Below are 16,867 nucleotides of genomic sequence, written 5' to 3' on the forward strand. Positions count from 1 at the left end.
GCTCTACCCATCCTACAAACACGCCTACACGCTGCGAAGGAAATCGATCATGGCGGCGCTGACCTCGCCCGCGCGTTCCTGCTGGGTCCAGTGGCCGCAGTCGCGCAGCATGACCGTCGGCCGGAGTTTCGGCACGAAGGCGGCCTGCTTCTTGATGTCCTGCGCAAAGGCGGCCGCGACGAAATCGCGGTCGCCGACCAGATAGAGCGCGGGCACGGTGACCACCGCGCCGTTGAAGGCGGCCATCAGCTCCCAGCCGCGATCGACATTGCGCCACCATGCAAGCGGTCCGTGGAAGCCACTCCGTGCATAAGCCTCGACATAGACGTTGATGTCAGCCTCCGTGATCCAGGGCGGCAGGGACGGCGGATCGGCCAGCACGTTGCCCTTGCGCGGCACCATTCCGGCGGCAAATCCGCCGGCGGCTGATGCCGGCCTGTCGGCCGATTGCAGATAGAACTGGGAGCGGAAGGTGCGGCGCAGATCGCGCCCCATCCCGGCTTCGGCCTCGGGCGTCTGAAGGAAGAGCTGGTAGAACAGCGCATCCGCGTTGCGCGGCATCAGCGTTGTCGGCGGTGCCGCGCTGTCGCCGAATGCCCGCGGCCGGAACGGCGGGCTCATGGCAATGACACCGCTGAAGCGGTCGGGCCGCAGCAACGCGGCCTGCCATGCGATCGCAGCGCCGATGTCGTGGCCGGCGATCACGGCCTGCTTCGCGCCGAGCGCATCGACGAGACCCACGATGTCCCCGATGTCGTGGAGGATCGTGTATTTTTCCACGTCCTCCGGACGGTCGCTGCGCCCATAGCCGCGCAGGTCCGGCGCGACCGCACGGTATCCGGCCTTCGCCAGCGCACCGAGCTGATGCCGCCACGAATACCAGCACTCGGGAAAGCCGTGGCAGAGAATGACGAGCGGCCCCTCACCCTGCTCGGCCATGTGCAAACGGATGCCGTTGGTCTCGATCATGCGATGCGTCACCCCCGGCATTGCCGGATCGACCCAGGAGGCCGGCTCGGTGCTTGCCGCGGCCGGTTCGGCGGCGGCCGCACGTGGCGGCTGCGCGAATGCGGCACCCACGCTGAGCGCGCCCGCCGCCCAGAGCATATCTCGCCGGGACAGTGTCGACTTTCTCGGCATCACTGCGCCCCCTTCATCGCGGCGGGGTTGGCCATCAGCAGGCCGAGCGGCTGGAGCGGACCGACCGGGATATAGTCGTGATCCATCAGATGCTCCTTGCCGAGCGGCAACCCATCCATGATCGCCTGCGCCTCTGCGACGTCCTTGGTATCCAGCAACATGACGACTCCGCGACCGTCGCCGCGCGAATACCATTCGCGGATCTTTCCACCGAGATAGAGCTGCACGGTCGCGCGGATTTCGGCCGGCATCACCGCCATCACCTGGTCACGGGTGACGCCGGCTTTCACGGTGATCATGACGAGGACGCCAGTGACGGCTGGCGACGAGACTTGAGCCTGGGCGGCGGTGGGATTGGTCACGAGCGAACCTCCTGTGAGAGCGAGTGTGAGTGCGACGACGACGCTGCGCAGTGCGCCCGTCGGTCCCGTTTTGGCGATCATGGCGGGCGTCTCCTTGTTCGAAACGTCGGATGGGGCCGCTTTGGCGGTGCCAGGTTCACATAGACGCTGGGAGCGCGGCTTGTATGGTCGATTTGTTCACATATGTTGTTCGGAAATGAACAGGGGCCGCGCATGGACTGGCAATGGGACGACGTCCGCTTCTTCCTCGCTGTGGCGCGCGCCGGCAGCCTGTCGGCGGCGGCGCGTACGCTCGGCGTCGGTCATGTCACGGTGGGGCGGCGGATCGCGCTGCTCGAGAAGCAGCTCGGCGTGACGTTACTCAACCGCAACCCGGACGGCTTCGTGACGACGTCGGCCGGCGAAGCGATCCTGCGCCAATGCGCGGCGATGGAGAGCGCCGCCACCGATCTCGAGCGCATCGTCGCCGGCCACGATTCGCTGCTCAAGGGCACGGTCCGCGTCACCTGCACCGAGGCGCTCGCCTATCAGCTGGTCGCGCCCGCGATTGCGGCGCTGCGCAAGACCCATCCGGAGCTGCGGGTCGATCTCATCATCGGCGTTCGCTCGCTCGACATTGCGCGCCGCGAGGCCGATCTCGCCGTCAGGTTCGCGCGTCCCTCAGCCTCGGACCTGATCTGCCGCAAGCTCGGCGACGTCGCCTTCGCGCTCTACGCCTCCAAGCGCTATCTGGCGAGCAAGGGCGTTCCGAAGCAGGGCCACGGATTGGCGGATCACGACCTCATCACCTTCACCGGCGCGCCGGCTGCGATGAGCCCGTTCTTCATGGGCGAGCCGCTCGAAGGCGTGCGGATCGCGCTACGCTGCGACAGCCCGTTCGTCCAGCTTCGCTCCGCCGCGAACCACGGCGGCATCGCCGAGGCCGTCTGCTTTCTCGGCGATGCCACGCCGGAATTGGTGCGCGTCTGGCCCGAGAGGCCGCCGGCGCGACGCCCGGTGTGGCTGATCATGCATCAGGACATGCGCCGCGCCGCGCGCATCCGCGCCGTCTCGACCGCCATCACCGAGGCCTTCCGCCGCGAGCGGCGCGTTTTGGAGCAAGGGGGAGCGGCGGGATGAGCGACACGCGGCCTGTCCGTTTGTTGCGATCGGAAACGCCTCCCCGCCAAATGGCGCTATTTCAGCGGCAGAAAAAGCTCCGCGACCGTCTCATGCTCCGGCACCTCAGGGAAGAAGCTCAGCCGCTGGCAATAGAGCGGGAAGTCGCGCGCCTCCTCGCCGCTGGCTGGAAACCAGTCGCGATAGAGATAGAGCGCGGCGGGCTCCAGATTGTCGGTGTAGCCGACGACACGCAGCACCGCGCAGCGCCCGCCGGGGATCTCGCCGGCCTTGATCGCTTCGCCGTTCGCCACGATCGGCTGGTCGGTGCCGACGCAAAGGTCGATGCTGTAATCGTCGGGCGAGGCAGGACGCCGCTCGGACCGCCAGACGTTGAAGGTCGGGCTTGTGCTGGGGTGCAGGCTCGCCGCCCTGCGCCACGCGATGAAGCGCTGAATGGTCGCACCAAGCGTCTCAGGGCTCCCCCGATGCTCCATGATCGCGACCTTTGTGGTGGGCACGTCGCGGATCGTCACGTCGCCAGGCGTAAAAATCGTCTGCATGAGCTTGCTCCTCGCATTGTCGAGAGGCCAGAAGGCCGCAAGCCACGGCTCCCAATCGGGAGATTTCCGGAACGACGACGGCGATTGCCCGAACCGTTGCCGAAAGGCGCGGGCGAAGGCATCCGGTGCGTCGTAACCGGCATCCATCGCTATCTCCGTGACGCTTTGGGCGTCACTGTAGGCAAGCCAGTAGGAAGCGCGCTTCATGCGGGCGAGCTGGACATAGCGATGCACGGACAACCCGAAGGTCGCCGAAAACTGCCGGTGGAAATGAAATTTCGAGAAGGCCGCAACAGCACTTAAGCTTTCCAGGTCCAGATCGTTGTCGAGATGCCGGTCGATATGGTCCAGCACCCGCCGCATCCGGTCCTGGTAGTTTTGCAGCGCCGCCGTCATCGTCCCTCCTCCGTGGCGGCTTGAGTTAAGCGATGGCGGCGATGGCCTGCTCGACCGATCTTGCGGTTTGGCAGGGAGCGGCTCCAAGTCTCCAACGACAACTTTCAGTTCGCAAGGCGGGTACGTAGGGTAGAGCGAAGCCGTCAGTCTCCCTCGTCGGCGCTGCGAACAGCACATCGTAGGCGCCGATCGAAGTTCCCTGGCTGTTCACGCTCGCGCGCAATTGCGCGGCCATGCGGGCATCCTCGCGCTCGAATGGCAGGACGGAGATCGTTTTCAGGAGCATCTTCATCACGTCCCTGACGGCAAGCGTCGCCGGCGACCCGCCGCGCGTCAGTCGCGAGATACGGACAGTCCGGCGAGAAGCGGCGCGTACGCGGCGAGCCTGCGGGATACGAACTCAGTGAAGAGCCGCACGCGCTTCGTCTGGCGTGTCTCCCCCTGTGTGAGAAGCCAGAGCGTTCCGTACATGTGCAGGTCGGTGCCCGGCACCCTCACCAGGAGGGGGTCGGCGTCTCCGACGAAGCACGGCAGTGTCGTGATCCCGAGCCCTTGCCGTACCGCAGCGATCTGCGCCTCGGCGTCCGAGGTCCTGAATGGAACCCCGGTGGTGCGAACCTCACCCTCGCTGGCCCAATCCGGAATTCCATGAATGCTTATGACGATCCACCGGACAGGATCAGGCGCGCCCGCGCGCCACGCGGCCAGTCGATCACGGGACATGTAGACGCCGCCGAACAGCCCCGGTCCCTTCAGGCCGTGAAGATTGAGCGGCAGGGTTTTGCGGTCGTAGACGACGCGGATTGCGACGTCGGCCTCTCGGTTGGTCAAATTTGCCAGCTCGCCGGACGACAAGATGTCCATCTCGATGTCCGGGTGCAGACGCGCGAAATCGGCGAAATCCGGCATGAGCAGGTGTGTCGCGACGGGCGGTGCCAGCGTCACCCGCAGAAGCCCGCGCACGCTCTGGTCGCGTCCGAAGACGCGCGTCTCCAGCAGGTGCGACGACGCTTCCATCTGGTCCGCGAACTCCAGGACCTCCTCGCCCGCAGCCGTCAGGCGGTAGCCCGAAGGCAGCTTCTCGAACATGTGGGCCCCGAGCCGTTCCTCCAGTTGGGCGATGCGTCGCAGCACGGTCGCGTGGTTCACCCCGAGACGCTCGGCGGCGGCCCGCACCGAGCCTCCGCGCGCGACGGCAAGAAAATAACGAACGTCATCCCAGTCGATCATGGTGCAATCCGGCACCGCGGGGTGCGCCTTCCAGAGCCCGTAGCGAGCACATCGAACAGCAATATGGCGGTCATAGTGGCACATGTCGATGAGCGCGGCCCCATTCAGAACGGCAGCCGGATCGATTTCGCACCACCGATGTGCGCGCTTCCGCACTGAACGCCTGACGCCGGCAGACCCATCTGCAAGTTTCTCGGGGGCCTCCCCGAGCGACCAAAAGCAGAGCCTGAAGGAGAGATTATGGGAAAGTTGGACGGTAAGGTTGCAGTCATCACGGGTGGATCGAGCGGCATGGCGCTGGCGAGCGCCAGGCGGTTCGTCGGAGAAGGCGCCTACGTTTTCATCACGGGCCGGAGGCAGGAGGCGCTCGACGAGGCCGTCAAGCTGATTGGCCGGAACGTGACCGGCGTGCGCGGCGACGCGGCCAATCTCGACGACCTCGACCGTCTGTTCGACGCGGTCAAGCGCGAAAAGGGCAGGATCGACGTGCTGTACGCGAGCGCCGGCACGGGCGACGCCGTTCCGCTGGGCGAGGTTACCGAGCAGCATTTCGATGCGACCTTCGGCCTGAATACGCGCGGCACCCTGTTCACGGTGCAAAAGGCGTTGCCGCTGTTTGGCGATGGCGGATCGATCTTCATGACCGGGTCGGTTGCTTCGGTGAAGGGATTTCCCGGCTACGGCGTGTATGCGGCGAGCAAGGCGGCGTTGCGCTCATTCGCACGCACCTGGCTCAACGAACTGAAGGGCAGGAATATCCGGGTGAACGTGCTGAGCCCGGGGCCGATCGCCACGCCGATGCAGGACCAGGTTCTCACCGAGGAGGCAAAGCGGATGTTCGAATCCCTGATCCCGCGGGGAAAGATGGGTCGTCCTGAGGAAATTGCGGCGGTCGCGCTGTTTCTCGCTTCAGACGATTCGAGCTTCGTGAACGGCGTGGAGCTGTCCGTCGACGGTGGCTTCTCGGCCATCTGAAGCGCCGCGAAAAATCAACATCAATAGCGATCGGAGAACATCATGAGCTACGCAATTGCAGGATTCGGAAAGATAGGCCAGGCCCTCGCCCACGCCTTCGCCCGCAAGAACATCGAGGTGACAGTCGCAAGCAGCCGGCCGCCCAGTTGCGGTGACAGTGCACTAAACTAATTAGTGCACTGTCACCGTAACCCTAATTAGTGCACTGTCACCGTAATCCCCGTAACCCCGTCCAGCAGGTGGAGCTTCGACCGACAATTACAGGATACGCCAATCCTCAAGCCCCAGGCCGCCGACGCGACCGAACTCCCGCGCGTTGTGCGTTACGATCTTCAGCCCACGCCGCAAGGCGGAGGCTGCGAGCAACACATCGTAGGCGCCGATCGGAGTTCCCTGGCTGTTCAGGCTCGCCCGCAATTGCGCCGCCACGCGAGCATCCTCGCGCTCGAGCGGCACGACGGAGATCGTGTTCAGGAGCATCCTCATCACATCCCGCACCCGTGGCGCCAGATTGGGATTACGAGCGAGCCCATACTCGACCTCCATCTCGGTGATCGCCGAGACGGCCAATTGAGATGGCGCTTCCTGACGGAGCCGCGCCGTGACGGCCTGTTCGCCGCGCGCGAAGTCGCTCAGCACATTGGTGTCGAGAAGATACTTCACGACAACGCATCATCTCGCGGTGGCAGCAATTCATCGCGATGCGATTCGAACGGCGGCATGTCGGCTGCGCCCTGCCATTCCAATATCTGAGATGGCCAGCCGGGACTGCCGAGCGTTTTCTTGTCCAGCCATTCGCGCAGCGCCTTGCGGATCAATCCGCTGCGGCTTTCGCCAAGCGTCTTTGCCGTCTGGTCCAGTTCCTCGGCGGTCTTGTCGTCAAGATACAGGTTGAAGTTCATCAGGACGCGCCCTCCCGAATATAACCTGCTGCAGGTTATATCCAGGGAGCGGTCCTCAGCAAGCAAAAATCCGTCAAAATCTGCATGGCGGGCGCTTGCTGCCCCTCACTCCCACTCAATCGTCCCAGGCGGCTTGCTCGTCACATCGTACACGACCCGGTTCACGCCCTTCACCTCGTTGATGATGCGTGTGGCGGTCTCGCCGAGGAACTTCATGTCGAACTGATAAAAGTCCGCGGTCATGCCGTCGGTCGAAGTGACGGCGCGGAGGCCCACGACGTAGTCGTAGGTGCGGCCATCGCCCATGACGCCTACGGTCTTGACGGGCAGCAGCACCGCAAAAGCCTGCCAGATGTCGTCGTAGAGGCCGTGCTTGCGGATCTGGTCGATATAGACGGCATCGGCTTGGCGCAGGATGTCGAGTTTTGCGCGCGTGATGTCGCCGGGACAGCGGATGGCGAGGCCGGGGCCCGGGAACGGGTGGCGGCCGACGAAGATTTCGGGCAGGCCGAGCTCGCGGCCGAGCTTGCGCACCTCGTCCTTGAACAGCTCGCGCAGGGGCTCGACGAGCTTCATGTTCATGCGCTCAGGCAGACCGCCGACATTGTGGTGCGACTTGATGGTGACCGAAGGTCCGCCGGTGAAGGAGACGCTCTCGATCACGTCTGGATAGAGCGTGCCCTGCGCGAGGAAGTCGGCGCCGCCGATCTTCTTGGCCTCCTGCTCGAACACCTCGATGAAGAGACGGCCGATGGTCTTGCGCTTCACTTCCGGGTCGGTGACGCCTTCAAGCTCGCCGAGGAATTGCTTCGAGGCATCCACGTGCACGAGCGGGATGTTGTAGTGGTGGCGGAAGAGGTCGACGACCTGCTCGGCCTCGTTGAGGCGCATCAGGCCGTGATCGACGAACACACACGTCAGCTGGTCGCCGATGGCCTCGTGGATCAGCACGGCCGCGACCGCTGAATCGACGCCGCCGGAGAGGCCGCAGATCACCTTGCCTTTGCCCACCTGGGCGCGGATCTTGGCGATCTCCTCCTCGCGGAAGGCGCGCATGGTCCAGTCGCCGGTGAGGCCCGCGATCTTGCGCACGAAATTGCGGATCAGCTTGGCACCGTCGGGCGTGTGCACCACTTCGGGGTGGAACATCAGGCCGTAATATTTGCGCGTCTCGTCCTGGATGATCGCAAACGGCGCGTTCGGCGAGGTGCCGGCCACCGTGAAGCCCGGCGGCATTTTTGTGATGCGGTCGCCGTGGCTCATCCAGACCTGGTTCTTGCTGCCCGATGACCAGACGTCCTCGAACAGCTTGCTCTCGGCCTTGACCTCGACATCGGCGCGGCCGAATTCGCGGTGATGGCCGCCCTCGACGGTGCCGCCGAGCTGCTCCGCCATGGTCATCTGGCCGTAGCAGATGCCCATCACGGGCACGCCGGAGGCGAAGATCGCTTGCGGCGCGCGGGGCGAGCCGGCCTCATGCACCGACTCAGGGCCACCGGAGAGAATCACCGCTTTCGGCTTCATCTCCTTGAAGGCTTCTTCGGCCTTGTTGAACGGGACGATCTCGCAATAGACGCCGTCCTCGCGGACGCGACGCGCAATCAGCTGCGTCACCTGGCTGCCGAAATCGACGATGAGAATCTTGTCGTGCGCCGAGGCCAATGAGGGCGTCGACGCGGAGCGGTCGTTCTGTGCTGCTGTCATGGCAAGCAGATACGCGACTAGCCCCCTGCCCGCAACCGCACGGCTGCGTGCGCCCACATGCTTCTTTGGGCATGGACATATAGGTAAGCATCATTGACCTAAATTGCGAAGGCACTCGGGCTTTTGCCGAACCTGCATTTTCTCGCTCATCGCATTGGGCGCCTCTCAGTCGCAATGACGGAGACTGGAGTGCGCGCGTAGGCTAACAGTGCGCCCGCCGGCACTGAGACAGGACTCCCAAGCATGAAACTCCCCACTTCCCCCTTCACCGTCACCGACTGGAGCAAGGTCGAACCGACGACGCATCCCGGCGAGACCGGCGAGGCCAAATGGCGGACGCTGAACATCGGCGACCTCCGCGTGCGGATGGTCGAATATTCGCCGGGCTATCTCGCCGATCATTGGTGCGACCGCGGCCACGTGATCTACATCGTGAAGGGTGAGCTCGACAGCGAGCTGCGCGACGGGCGCAAGTTCAAGCTGACGCCGGGCATGAGCTACCAGGTCTCGGATTTCGGCGATGCCGCGCATCGTTCGTCCACGGCCGTGGGCGCGACGCTCTTCATCGTCGACTGACGGAACCTCAGCACGGTGTGCAGCGCAAAATAGAAAAACCCGCGCCGCTCGCTGCCAGCGCGTGGCGCCTTGAACTCGCCCCAATAAATCGGTATATTATCAAGCATCGATCCTTGGCCGAACGACTGGGCCGCTCCGTCTCATTTCAATGGACGAGCACGTTTCAGGTATTTCTCCAAAATCGACCAACCGGGACGATGGGCGCGAAGCATTCGCGCATTTGTCCCCCTGAGTGCATCGTCAATTGAAAGGAAATGACTATGGCAATGGGCACCGTGAAGTGGTTCAACAACCAAAAGGGCTTTGGCTTCATCCAGCCGGATGACGGCGCCAAGGACGTCTTCGTTCACATCAGCGCTGTCGAGCGCGCTGGTCTGTCGACCCTCAACGAGGGTCAGAAGGTCTCCTTCGACATCGTCGCGGACCGCCGCAGCGGCAAGTCCTCGGCCGACAACCTCCGCGCCGGCTAGTTGACCGCGCAATTCGCGATCTGACCACGGACGTACCGGCAGATCGTAGGATTACAGAAGCCCCGCCACCGAGACCTCGGTGGCGGGGTTTTCGTTTGCCAATCGCGCAGCTTTCGTAGGGTGGGCAAAGCGAAAGCGTGCCCACCACTTCGATCGCACCCGCCGAACGATGGTGGGCACGGCGCGTTCCGCGCCTTCGCCCACCCTACGAAGCTTTCTTCAAAACCGAGACGAAAAACCCATCCGTCCCCGTACGGCGCGGGGTCATCAGCCAGCCTTCGTCCGATTGCAGCGCGGCTGCCGCAAACTCTTCGGCCTTGTCCCAGAGCACGCTCGCGGTCTGTTCCGGCGGCACCACCGAAAACTCGGGATTGCGGCGGACAAAGGCGCTGACCTGCTCGCCATTCTCCTCCGACAGCACCGAGCAGGTGATGTAGGTGACGCGGCCGCCTGGCTTCACCAGCGGAACCGCGCGCTCCAGCACCTCGGCCTGGTCGCGCAGGCGGATCTCGAGCGCGCCCGGCCGCATGCGCCATTTGGCGTCGGGATTGCGGCGCCAGGTTCCGGTTCCCGTGCAGGGCGCGTCGATCACGACGAGATCGGCGGAGCCGCGGATGTCGGCCAGCGGATCGACCTCGCCCTTGGGCGTGCGGACATCGGCATTGTGCACGCCGGCGCGCGACAGCCGTTCGTGGATCGGCGCAAGCTGGCGCTTGTCGCTGTCGGTCGCGATCAGCCGGCCCTTGCCCTGCATCAGGGCGGCGAGCGCGAGCGTCTTGCCGCCCGCGCCGGCGCAGAGATCGATCACCTGCTCGCCGGGTTTTGCCGCGGTGAACTGGGCCGCAAGCTGCGATCCTTCATCCTGAACTTCAACGGCGCCCTTGATGAAATCCTCTTCGGCCTGGATGCCGGGATTGCGGGCATCGGCGGAGAGCTCGATGCGCAAGCCGGTTGCGGACCAATGCGTCGGTTTCGCATGAAGATGAGCAAGTGCCTTCAGCACCTTGTCGCGATTGGATTTTAGCGTGTTGACGCGCAGATCCAGCGGCGCCCGGCTCGCCATCGCGACCGCCTCCGCCGCACGGTCCTCGCCGAACACCTTTGCCAGATGGGAATCGAGCCATTCCGGATAGTCACCGGCGACGGCAGCGGGCGCATCCTTCAGGGAACGCGAGGCGAGCGCGGCCTGCTCGGCGTCCGTCAACGGCGCCGGCGCAAAGCGGCCGCCGTCGAACAAGGCGGTCATGGTGGCGGTGTCCATGTCGCGCTCGAGACGCAGCATGCCGATCAGCCGTGCGCGGGCCGTATCGGCGTCCATCAGGAAGGCGCTGGAGGCGAAGCGGCGCAGCACGTCCCAGACCAGGCCGGCAATGGCGGCGCGGTCGCCGGAGCCGGCGAAGCGGTGCGCGGTGCCCCACTCCTTCAGCGCCTTCGCCGCGGGCACGCGGTCGCGCTCGATGGTGTCGATCAGCTCGATGGCTGCGGACAGCCGGGCAGCAGGAGTCATTTGAGTCTTTCAGATCAGCAACAAAATCTTGAGGGCGAAGTAGATCCACATCGCCAGCAGCACGAGCACGCCAGCGAGCCAGATCGTGGAACGACGGCCGAAATCGTTCGAGCTGACGAAGACGCCGGCGTGTACAAGGCGGCACACCACGAACACCCAGGACATCAGCACGATGAAGAGATCGGCGTGCCGCAGCGGGAGAGCAAGCGCGATCAGGGCGTAGAACAGCACCGGCAGCTCGAACTGGTTGCGGTAGCAATTGGCGATTTGTGTGGCGCCCTTCGGCCAGTTCGGCTCGCCGAGCGCAATGTCGCGGATCTTGGTGTCGCCGGAGACCAGCGCGCGCCGGCGCCCGAACACCATGCCGAGCAGGAGCGCGAAGGTGAGAGCGATCTGCACGAAGACGGGCAGCAAGACCATTTGGACAGACATCGGAACTTTCCCGTAAGGCGGAACGCCGCGGACCGTCATTAGCCGCGACCGTTGGCCCTGACAATCAGCGAGTTGAACCGGCGTTCCAGATGGGGCGACCAACTGTCGATCATTAAAGCGATTTTGGCTCTCACGGGCCCCGGCGAGACAGCGCCATGAACCTGATGTCGTCCCTGACCGGACTGTTCGGCGATACCCAAGACGCCTCGCTCGGCATCCTGATGTCGGCGCTGGCGGGCGTCGCCGCGGCGCTGGCGGTCGCGCTGACGCTGACGGTTTATTTCCGGATGGCGTACCGGAGCTGGCGGGACGTGCTGCGGCACGGTTTAGCCGCGCTCGCCGCGGCCGCCCTGTTCGCCTTCGTCGCCTATGACATGCACCACGCCGCGGCTGCCTATCTCGGGCTCAATCCGTCCAAGCCGGCGGTCGAGTTCGAGATCCGGATGCCGAGCGAGACCCTGGCGGCGGTGTCCGACACCCAGATCGAATTGCACACCGATCGCAACCAGACCCTCGCGCTGGTCGACGGCGTCAGCGACCTCGCCGACGGACAGGCGTTGCTGCGCGGCGTCGCCGCGCTCAACTATCGCACCGCCGACCGGGTGCTGGTCGTGAACCTGCCCGGCAAGGGCACGTACGAATTCCGCCTGCGCCTGCCCGCCGAGCCGCATCGCACCGAGCAGTTCGGCCCCTGGCATCTCGCCGATCGCATCACCTCGCCGCTTGCAGGCAGAGTCGCGCCGCAGGATTCCTACGCGATCCGTTATCGCGTGTTTTAAACTTTGTTCGTTGCGATGCATGCCCGCACCGTCATCGTTCCGACGCGCAACGGCTCGTATGATGAGCCATGTCCGAATTTCGCCTCACGCAGATTTCCGACACGCATCTCGGCCGGCGCTTCGCCGGCCTGATCGCCAACTTCCATCGCGTCAGCGAGCACATCGACGCCGACAGGCCCGATCTCGTCATCAACACTGGCGACGTCTCCTTCGACGGACCGACCAGCCGGGACGACGTCGAATTCGCGAAAGGACTGCACGCGGCCCTGCCCGTCGATTGCCGCTACCTGCCGGGCAATCACGACATCGGCGACAATCCGACCGCGCTTGGGCCCGCGCCGAAGCCGCCAATCGCAGAAGTGCATCGCCAGCAGTTTCGCGACATCATCGGCGAAGATCATTGGTCGTTCGAGGCCGCCGGCTGGCGCTTCATCGGGCTCAATTCGCTGGTGATGAATTCGGGGCTCGCTTTCGAGGCCGCGCAATTCGACTGGCTGGCCTCGGACATTTCGCGCGTGAACGGCAAGCCGGTCGCGCTGTTCCTGCACAAGCCGGTGTTTCTCAACCTGCCCGACGATCCCGAGCTGCCGGAAACGTCGATCCGCTACGTGCCGCAGCCGGCGCGCGCTCGGCTGATCGAGATGTTTGCGACGGCCGATCTGCGTCTGATCGCCAGCGGCCATGTGCACCAGCGGCGTGATTTCACTTTTGGCCACACGCGGCACATCTGGGCACCATCGGCCGGCTTCAAGATCCACGACGGCCGCCAGGACCGGATCGCGATCAAGGAGACGGGTCTCGTCGAATATCGCTTCAGGCCCGACAGTTTCGAGGTCCGCCACGTCCGCGCCGCCGGCCAGGTCGATATCGATATCGAAGAGATCCTGCCCCTGATGGATCCGCACTAGCGCAGCGCTTGAGCGTGCGGCTTACGCGACGCTCTTCAGATCCTGCTGGATCGCGGCGAGCAAGGATTGCAGCGCTTCGCTGTTGACCGGCTTGCTTTCAGCTTTTGCGGACTGAACACTCACGGGCTGAGCATGAGTGGGCCGCGCAGCTTTGACCGGGCGCTTCGGGAATGGCGGCGCCGGCAACGCGGGTTGGGTCAGAGCACCCTCGTCTTCGGTGTGAACGAATTTTCCATGGATGACGTCGTCGCGGCGGCCCATGACGAACATCGTCGCCCAATAGCCGGCGGCCAGAAGGATTACGCAGAAAACACCAATCTCTAACATCGCAGCACCTAAAATATGCGCGATGATTCAATGCCTTCGCCCAGACGTCAATGAACAGGCGGTCACACCTGCCCGCTTTTGCGGGCAAGTGTTGCCGATCGGCGACTCTTTGTTAACCATCGATGTCCGGCGTGTGACGCCGGTGTAACCAGAAGGCGCTCCAGACCTTGAGAAGACGCTCCAGGCCTTGCAACTAAGCCTTGTCTTGCCCGACCCGGACCAGCTGCTTGCCGAAATTGGCGCCCTTCAGAAGGCCCATGAAGGCGCCGGGAGCGCTCTCCAGGCCCTCGGTGACGAACTCCTTGTATTTGACCCTGCCCTCACGGACCCATCCGGACATGTCGCGCAGGAAGTCGCCGTGACGGGACGCAAAATCCGAAACGATGAAGCCGCGGAAGGTCAGCCGCTTGGAAAGGATCGCGCGCATCATCGACGCGGCCCATTTCGGCGGCTTGGCTTCGGTGTCGTTGTAATGAGCGATCAGGCCACAGACCGGCACGCGGGCGAACGGATTGAGCAGCGGGAACACCGCCTCGAACACCGCGCCGCCGACATTCTCGAAATAGACATCGATGCCCTTCGGGCAGGCGTCCTTCAGCTTCGCGGCCAAATCGGGATCGCGGTGATCAATGCAGGCATCGAAGCCGAGCTCGTTGACGACGTAGTCGCACTTGTCCTTGCCGCCGGCAATTCCAACGGCGCGCGCGCCCTTGATCTTCGCGATCTGGCCCACGGCCGAGCCGACCGCGCCTGACGCGCCGGCGACAACGACGGTCTCGCCCGCTTGCGGCTTGCCGATGTCGAGCAGGCCCGTGTAGGCGGTCATGCCAGGCATGCCGAGCACGCCGATGGAGGTCGAGATCGGGCCGAGCTTGGGATCGACCTTGATCAGGCCCTTGCCGTTCGAGATCGCATGCGTCTGCCAGCCCGAGCGGATGCGAACGATGTCGCCGACCGCGAAATCCGGATTGTTGGAGGCCGCGACCTCGCTGACCGCCTCGCCCTCCATCACGCCGCCGATCGGCACCGGTGCAGCGTAGGACGGACCCTCACTCATGCGCCCGCGCATATAGGGATCGAGCGAGAGCCAGATCGTGCGCAGCAGGACTTCGCCCGCGCCCGGTGTCGGGACTGCGAATTCCTCCAAGCGGAAATCGGACGGCTTCGGTTCGCCTGTGGGACGCGCGGCGAGAACGATGCGTTTTGCTTCGGCCATGGGGCTTCCTCCTGATGAGTTGTCGCCATGATTTAGGAGAAGCGTCGCGGCGAAGCAAACCCTCGGCCAATTAAGGCTTTGGTGGCGATTTGCGAACTAAAATTGCAAAGCCCTCCCATGATCGAAGAGCCCATTCGGTGCCAGAGCTTTCCCTGTCGTCTGAACGTTCCTCCAAGACCGCCGCAAAGACCGGCGCCAAGGGTGGCATCAGCCTGCGCTGGCGCATCCTGGCAGGCAATCTGATCACAAGCCTCCTGGCCCTGGCTTTCGCCGGGGCTGTCGCCTGGGGCGGATGGGGTGACCTGCGCAAGCGGGAGGCGGCCGCGCGCTCGCTGACCGCCTTCGAACTGGTGATGAAGGCGAACAGCCTCATTCCGGCCGAACGCACAGTCTGGTTCGCGGTCGCAACCCCGGCCGACCCGGCCTCGCCCGAGAAGCTGTCGGCCCTCGACAAGACCATCGCCAACACGGATGCGGCCATCGGCGCGGCCAAGGCGGCCATTCGGGCGGCGGACCTGCCGGCCAGATCGATCGAAGCCGCCGAACAGGCCTTGCAGCAAACGCGCAGCGCCGCACGCCAGGTCGTGGTCCTGCCCAAGCCGCAACGCCCCGCCGACAGCCAGACGGCGATCGTGGACGGACTTGCGCGCGCCGTCGACGCCCTCACCGCGGCGACCAGCGAAGCCTTGATCAGCCTGTCGCACACCGGCAGCGATATCGAGAATCTCCTGCCTTCGGCCGAGCTGGCGCAAAGCGCACAAGGGATGCGTGCCATCAACGGCGCGCGCGCCGCCGTGCTCGGCCTGTTCGCCCGCAATCAGCCGCTGTCGCCGGCCCAGCGCGTCGACGTGACCGAGTTGACCGGTCAGGTCGCGCTGATCTGGAAGCAGATCGAGCAGGGAGTCCACAATACCGGCGACGCGCCGGCGCTGGTGAGCGTCTTCAACCAGGTGCGCACGACGCTGATCACCGAAGCGGAGCCGCGGTTCCGGGAGGTTGTCGCAGCAGCACGCGAGGGCCGCCCCTGCCCGGTCAGCGAGGCCGAGTGGCCCGGCTGGATCGGTCGCGTCCTCAACAGCGTGCTCGGTTTGCGCGACGCCGCCCTGACCTTTGCCCACGAGGCCAACGACGCCGCGATTGCACAGGCGCAGATGCGGCTGACCTGGGCGCTCGCGGCCCTGCTGATCGTGCTGATCGCCTCGGTCGCCGTCGTCATCGCCGTGATGCGCCAGGTGATCGGCCCGCTGGTGCGGCTGACCGGAGCGACGCTGCGGCTTGCCGACGGCGAACTCGACGTTGCAATCCCCGACGGGCATCGCAAGGACGAGATCGGCACCATGGCCAACACGCTCCAGATCTTCAAGGACGCGCTGATCGCGAAAAAGCTTGCCGACGAGGATGCCGCCCGTAACTCCGAAGCGCAGATCGAGCGCGGCCGCCGCGTCAGCGTCATCACGCGGGATTTCGAGGCCGTGATCGGCCAGATCGTGAGCACGGTGTCGGCGGCGGCGACCGAGCTTGAAGGCTCGGCCGGCACCTTGAACACGACCGCCGATCGCTCGCAGACGCTGACGACGGCCGTCGCAGCGGCGTCCGAGGAGGCATCCGCCAATGTGCAGTCGGTCGCCTCCGCGACCGAAGAGCTCACATCGTCGGTCAACGAGATCAGCCGGCAGGTGCAGGAATCCGCGCGCGTGGCCGGCGACGCTGTCGAGCAGGCTCGCCGCACCAACGACCGCGTCGGAGAATTGTCGCAAGCGGCAAGCCGGATCGGCGACGTCATCGAGCTCATCAACTCGATCGCGGGCCAGACCAATCTGCTGGCGCTGAACGCGACCATCGAGGCCGCGCGCGCCGGCGATGCCGGCCGCGGCTTCGCGGTGGTCGCCTCCGAGGTGAAGGCGCTGGCACAGCAAACCGCCAAGGCGACCGAGGAAATCCATCAGCAGATCGGAAGCGTCCAGACGGCGACGCAGGAATCCGTCGGCGCCATCAGGGCGATCGGCGAGACGATCGAGAGACTGTCGGAAATCTCCTCGACCATTGCCGCGGCGGTCGAAGAACAGGGCGCAGCGACGCAGGAAATTGCGCGCAACGTGCAGCAGGCGGCGCACGGCACCCAGCAGGTCTCCGCCAACATCAACGACGTCCAGCAGGACGCCAGCCGGACCGGCTCGGCCTCGTCCCAGGTGCTGACCGCCGCTCAATTGCTCGCCTCGGATTCGGGCCGCCTCAAGCTCGAGGTCGGAAAGTTTCTCGAGGCCGTGCGCGCAGCCTAAGGC

Annotated in this window: 19 protein-coding genes and 1 pseudogene; 8 read left to right on the forward strand and 12 right to left on the reverse strand. The window is 64.9% G+C overall.

Features of this window, described 5'->3' with window-relative positions; translation table 11 throughout:
• Nucleotides 1-24: 24 nt before the first annotated feature.
• Nucleotides 25-1,080 (reverse strand): alpha/beta fold hydrolase, encoded by a 1,056-nt coding sequence (locus tag IC761_RS21185; protein WP_246791291.1) that lies wholly within the window; start codon nucleotides 1,078-1,080, stop codon nucleotides 25-27.
• Between the two features lie 59 nt (nucleotides 1,081-1,139).
• Nucleotides 1,140-1,583: a hypothetical protein gene (locus IC761_RS21190; protein ID WP_246791292.1), complete on the reverse strand. Its 444-nt coding sequence runs from the start codon at nucleotides 1,581-1,583 to the stop codon at nucleotides 1,140-1,142.
• Nucleotides 1,584-1,715: 132 nt separating this feature from the next.
• On the opposite strand from IC761_RS21190, the gene IC761_RS21195 reads away from it, so the two are divergent.
• Nucleotides 1,716-2,621 (forward strand): LysR family transcriptional regulator, encoded by a 906-nt coding sequence (locus tag IC761_RS21195; protein ID WP_195798573.1) that lies wholly within the window; start codon nucleotides 1,716-1,718, stop codon nucleotides 2,619-2,621.
• A 56-nt stretch (nucleotides 2,622-2,677) separates the two neighbouring features.
• On the opposite strand, the gene IC761_RS21200 is transcribed toward IC761_RS21195, so the two are convergent.
• The 3 genes from IC761_RS21200 to IC761_RS21210 are packed head-to-tail and all read right to left on the reverse strand — an operon-like array spanning nucleotide 2,678 to nucleotide 4,789.
• Nucleotides 2,678-3,559 (reverse strand): AraC family transcriptional regulator, encoded by an 882-nt coding sequence (locus tag IC761_RS21200; RefSeq protein ID WP_195798574.1) that lies wholly within the window; start codon nucleotides 3,557-3,559, stop codon nucleotides 2,678-2,680.
• Nucleotides 3,560-3,584: 25 nt separating this feature from the next.
• Nucleotides 3,585-3,851 (reverse strand): PIN domain-containing protein, encoded by a 267-nt coding sequence (locus IC761_RS21205; RefSeq protein WP_195798575.1) that lies wholly within the window; start codon nucleotides 3,849-3,851, stop codon nucleotides 3,585-3,587.
• Between the two features lie 41 nt (nucleotides 3,852-3,892).
• A complete protein-coding gene (locus IC761_RS21210; RefSeq protein ID WP_195798576.1) occupies nucleotides 3,893-4,789 on the reverse strand; it encodes a LysR family transcriptional regulator in 897 nt (298 codons plus the stop codon).
• Between the two features lie 240 nt (nucleotides 4,790-5,029).
• Between IC761_RS21210 and IC761_RS21215 the strand changes: the two genes are divergently transcribed.
• Nucleotides 5,030-5,764 carry an SDR family NAD(P)-dependent oxidoreductase gene (locus IC761_RS21215; RefSeq protein ID WP_195798577.1) on the forward strand — a complete coding sequence of 245 codons (735 nt, stop codon included), beginning with the start codon at nucleotides 5,030-5,032 and terminating at the stop codon, nucleotides 5,762-5,764.
• A gap of 42 nt (nucleotides 5,765-5,806) precedes the next feature.
• A pseudogene (locus IC761_RS21220) lies at nucleotides 5,807-5,908 on the forward strand (NAD(P)-binding domain-containing protein); the annotation flags it as partial.
• Between the two features lie 114 nt (nucleotides 5,909-6,022).
• On the opposite strand, the gene IC761_RS21225 reads toward IC761_RS21220, so the two are convergent.
• The 3 genes from IC761_RS21225 to guaA all read right to left on the reverse strand — a co-directional run bounded on the left by IC761_RS21225 (nucleotide 6,023) and on the right by guaA (nucleotide 8,370).
• Nucleotides 6,023-6,427: a type II toxin-antitoxin system VapC family toxin gene (locus IC761_RS21225; protein ID WP_195798578.1), complete on the reverse strand. Its 405-nt coding sequence runs from the start codon at nucleotides 6,425-6,427 to the stop codon at nucleotides 6,023-6,025.
• Nucleotides 6,424-6,666 (reverse strand): ribbon-helix-helix domain-containing protein, encoded by a 243-nt coding sequence (locus IC761_RS21230; protein ID WP_195798579.1) that lies wholly within the window; start codon nucleotides 6,664-6,666, stop codon nucleotides 6,424-6,426. Before IC761_RS21230 ends, IC761_RS21225 begins: the two co-directional genes overlap by 4 nt.
• A 105-nt stretch (nucleotides 6,667-6,771) precedes the next feature.
• Nucleotides 6,772-8,370, reverse strand: coding sequence for a glutamine-hydrolyzing GMP synthase (gene guaA / locus IC761_RS21235; protein ID WP_195798580.1), 1,599 nt, complete (start codon nucleotides 8,368-8,370; stop codon nucleotides 6,772-6,774).
• A 243-nt stretch (nucleotides 8,371-8,613) separates the two neighbouring features.
• Here guaA and IC761_RS21240 point away from each other — a divergent pair, with 243 nt between their 5' ends.
• Nucleotides 8,614-8,946, forward strand: a complete 333-nt coding sequence (locus tag IC761_RS21240; protein ID WP_195798581.1) for a DHCW motif cupin fold protein — start codon at nucleotides 8,614-8,616, stop codon at nucleotides 8,944-8,946.
• 260 nt (nucleotides 8,947-9,206) lie between these two features.
• Nucleotides 9,207-9,416: a cold-shock protein gene (locus IC761_RS21245; RefSeq protein WP_027532363.1), complete on the forward strand. Its 210-nt coding sequence runs from the start codon at nucleotides 9,207-9,209 to the stop codon at nucleotides 9,414-9,416.
• Nucleotides 9,417-9,621: 205 nt separating this feature from the next.
• On the opposite strand, the gene IC761_RS21250 is transcribed toward IC761_RS21245, so the two are convergent.
• Complete coding sequence (locus tag IC761_RS21250; protein WP_195798582.1) at nucleotides 9,622-10,923, reverse strand: RsmB/NOP family class I SAM-dependent RNA methyltransferase; 1,302 nt, start codon at nucleotides 10,921-10,923, stop codon at nucleotides 9,622-9,624.
• Between the two features lie 9 nt (nucleotides 10,924-10,932).
• Nucleotides 10,933-11,355, reverse strand: a complete 423-nt coding sequence (locus IC761_RS21255; protein WP_195798583.1) for an MAPEG family protein — start codon at nucleotides 11,353-11,355, stop codon at nucleotides 10,933-10,935.
• A gap of 164 nt (nucleotides 11,356-11,519) precedes the next feature.
• On the opposite strand from IC761_RS21255, the gene IC761_RS21260 reads away from it, so the two are divergent.
• Nucleotides 11,520-12,134, forward strand: coding sequence for an acriflavin resistance protein (locus tag IC761_RS21260; protein ID WP_195804732.1), 615 nt, complete (start codon nucleotides 11,520-11,522; stop codon nucleotides 12,132-12,134).
• Between the two features lie 68 nt (nucleotides 12,135-12,202).
• Nucleotides 12,203-13,042, forward strand: coding sequence for a metallophosphoesterase family protein (locus IC761_RS21265; protein WP_195798584.1), 840 nt, complete (start codon nucleotides 12,203-12,205; stop codon nucleotides 13,040-13,042).
• A 21-nt stretch (nucleotides 13,043-13,063) separates the two neighbouring features.
• Here IC761_RS21265 and IC761_RS21270 read toward each other — a convergent pair whose 3' ends face one another.
• Nucleotides 13,064-13,369 (reverse strand): hypothetical protein, encoded by a 306-nt coding sequence (locus IC761_RS21270; protein ID WP_195798585.1) that lies wholly within the window; start codon nucleotides 13,367-13,369, stop codon nucleotides 13,064-13,066.
• Between the two features lie 193 nt (nucleotides 13,370-13,562).
• Complete coding sequence (curA, locus tag IC761_RS21275) at nucleotides 13,563-14,585, reverse strand: NADPH-dependent curcumin/dihydrocurcumin reductase (RefSeq protein WP_195798586.1); 1,023 nt, start codon at nucleotides 14,583-14,585, stop codon at nucleotides 13,563-13,565.
• Nucleotides 14,586-14,722: 137 nt separating this feature from the next.
• Here curA and IC761_RS21280 point away from each other — a divergent pair, with 137 nt between their 5' ends.
• Nucleotides 14,723-16,864 carry a methyl-accepting chemotaxis protein gene (locus IC761_RS21280; protein WP_283814444.1) on the forward strand — a complete coding sequence of 714 codons (2,142 nt, stop codon included), beginning with the start codon at nucleotides 14,723-14,725 and terminating at the stop codon, nucleotides 16,862-16,864.
• The last annotated feature ends 3 nt before the right edge of the window (nucleotides 16,865-16,867 follow it).

The organism is Bradyrhizobium commune, assembly GCF_015624505.1.
Lineage (GTDB): Bacteria > Pseudomonadota > Alphaproteobacteria > Rhizobiales > Xanthobacteraceae > Bradyrhizobium > Bradyrhizobium commune.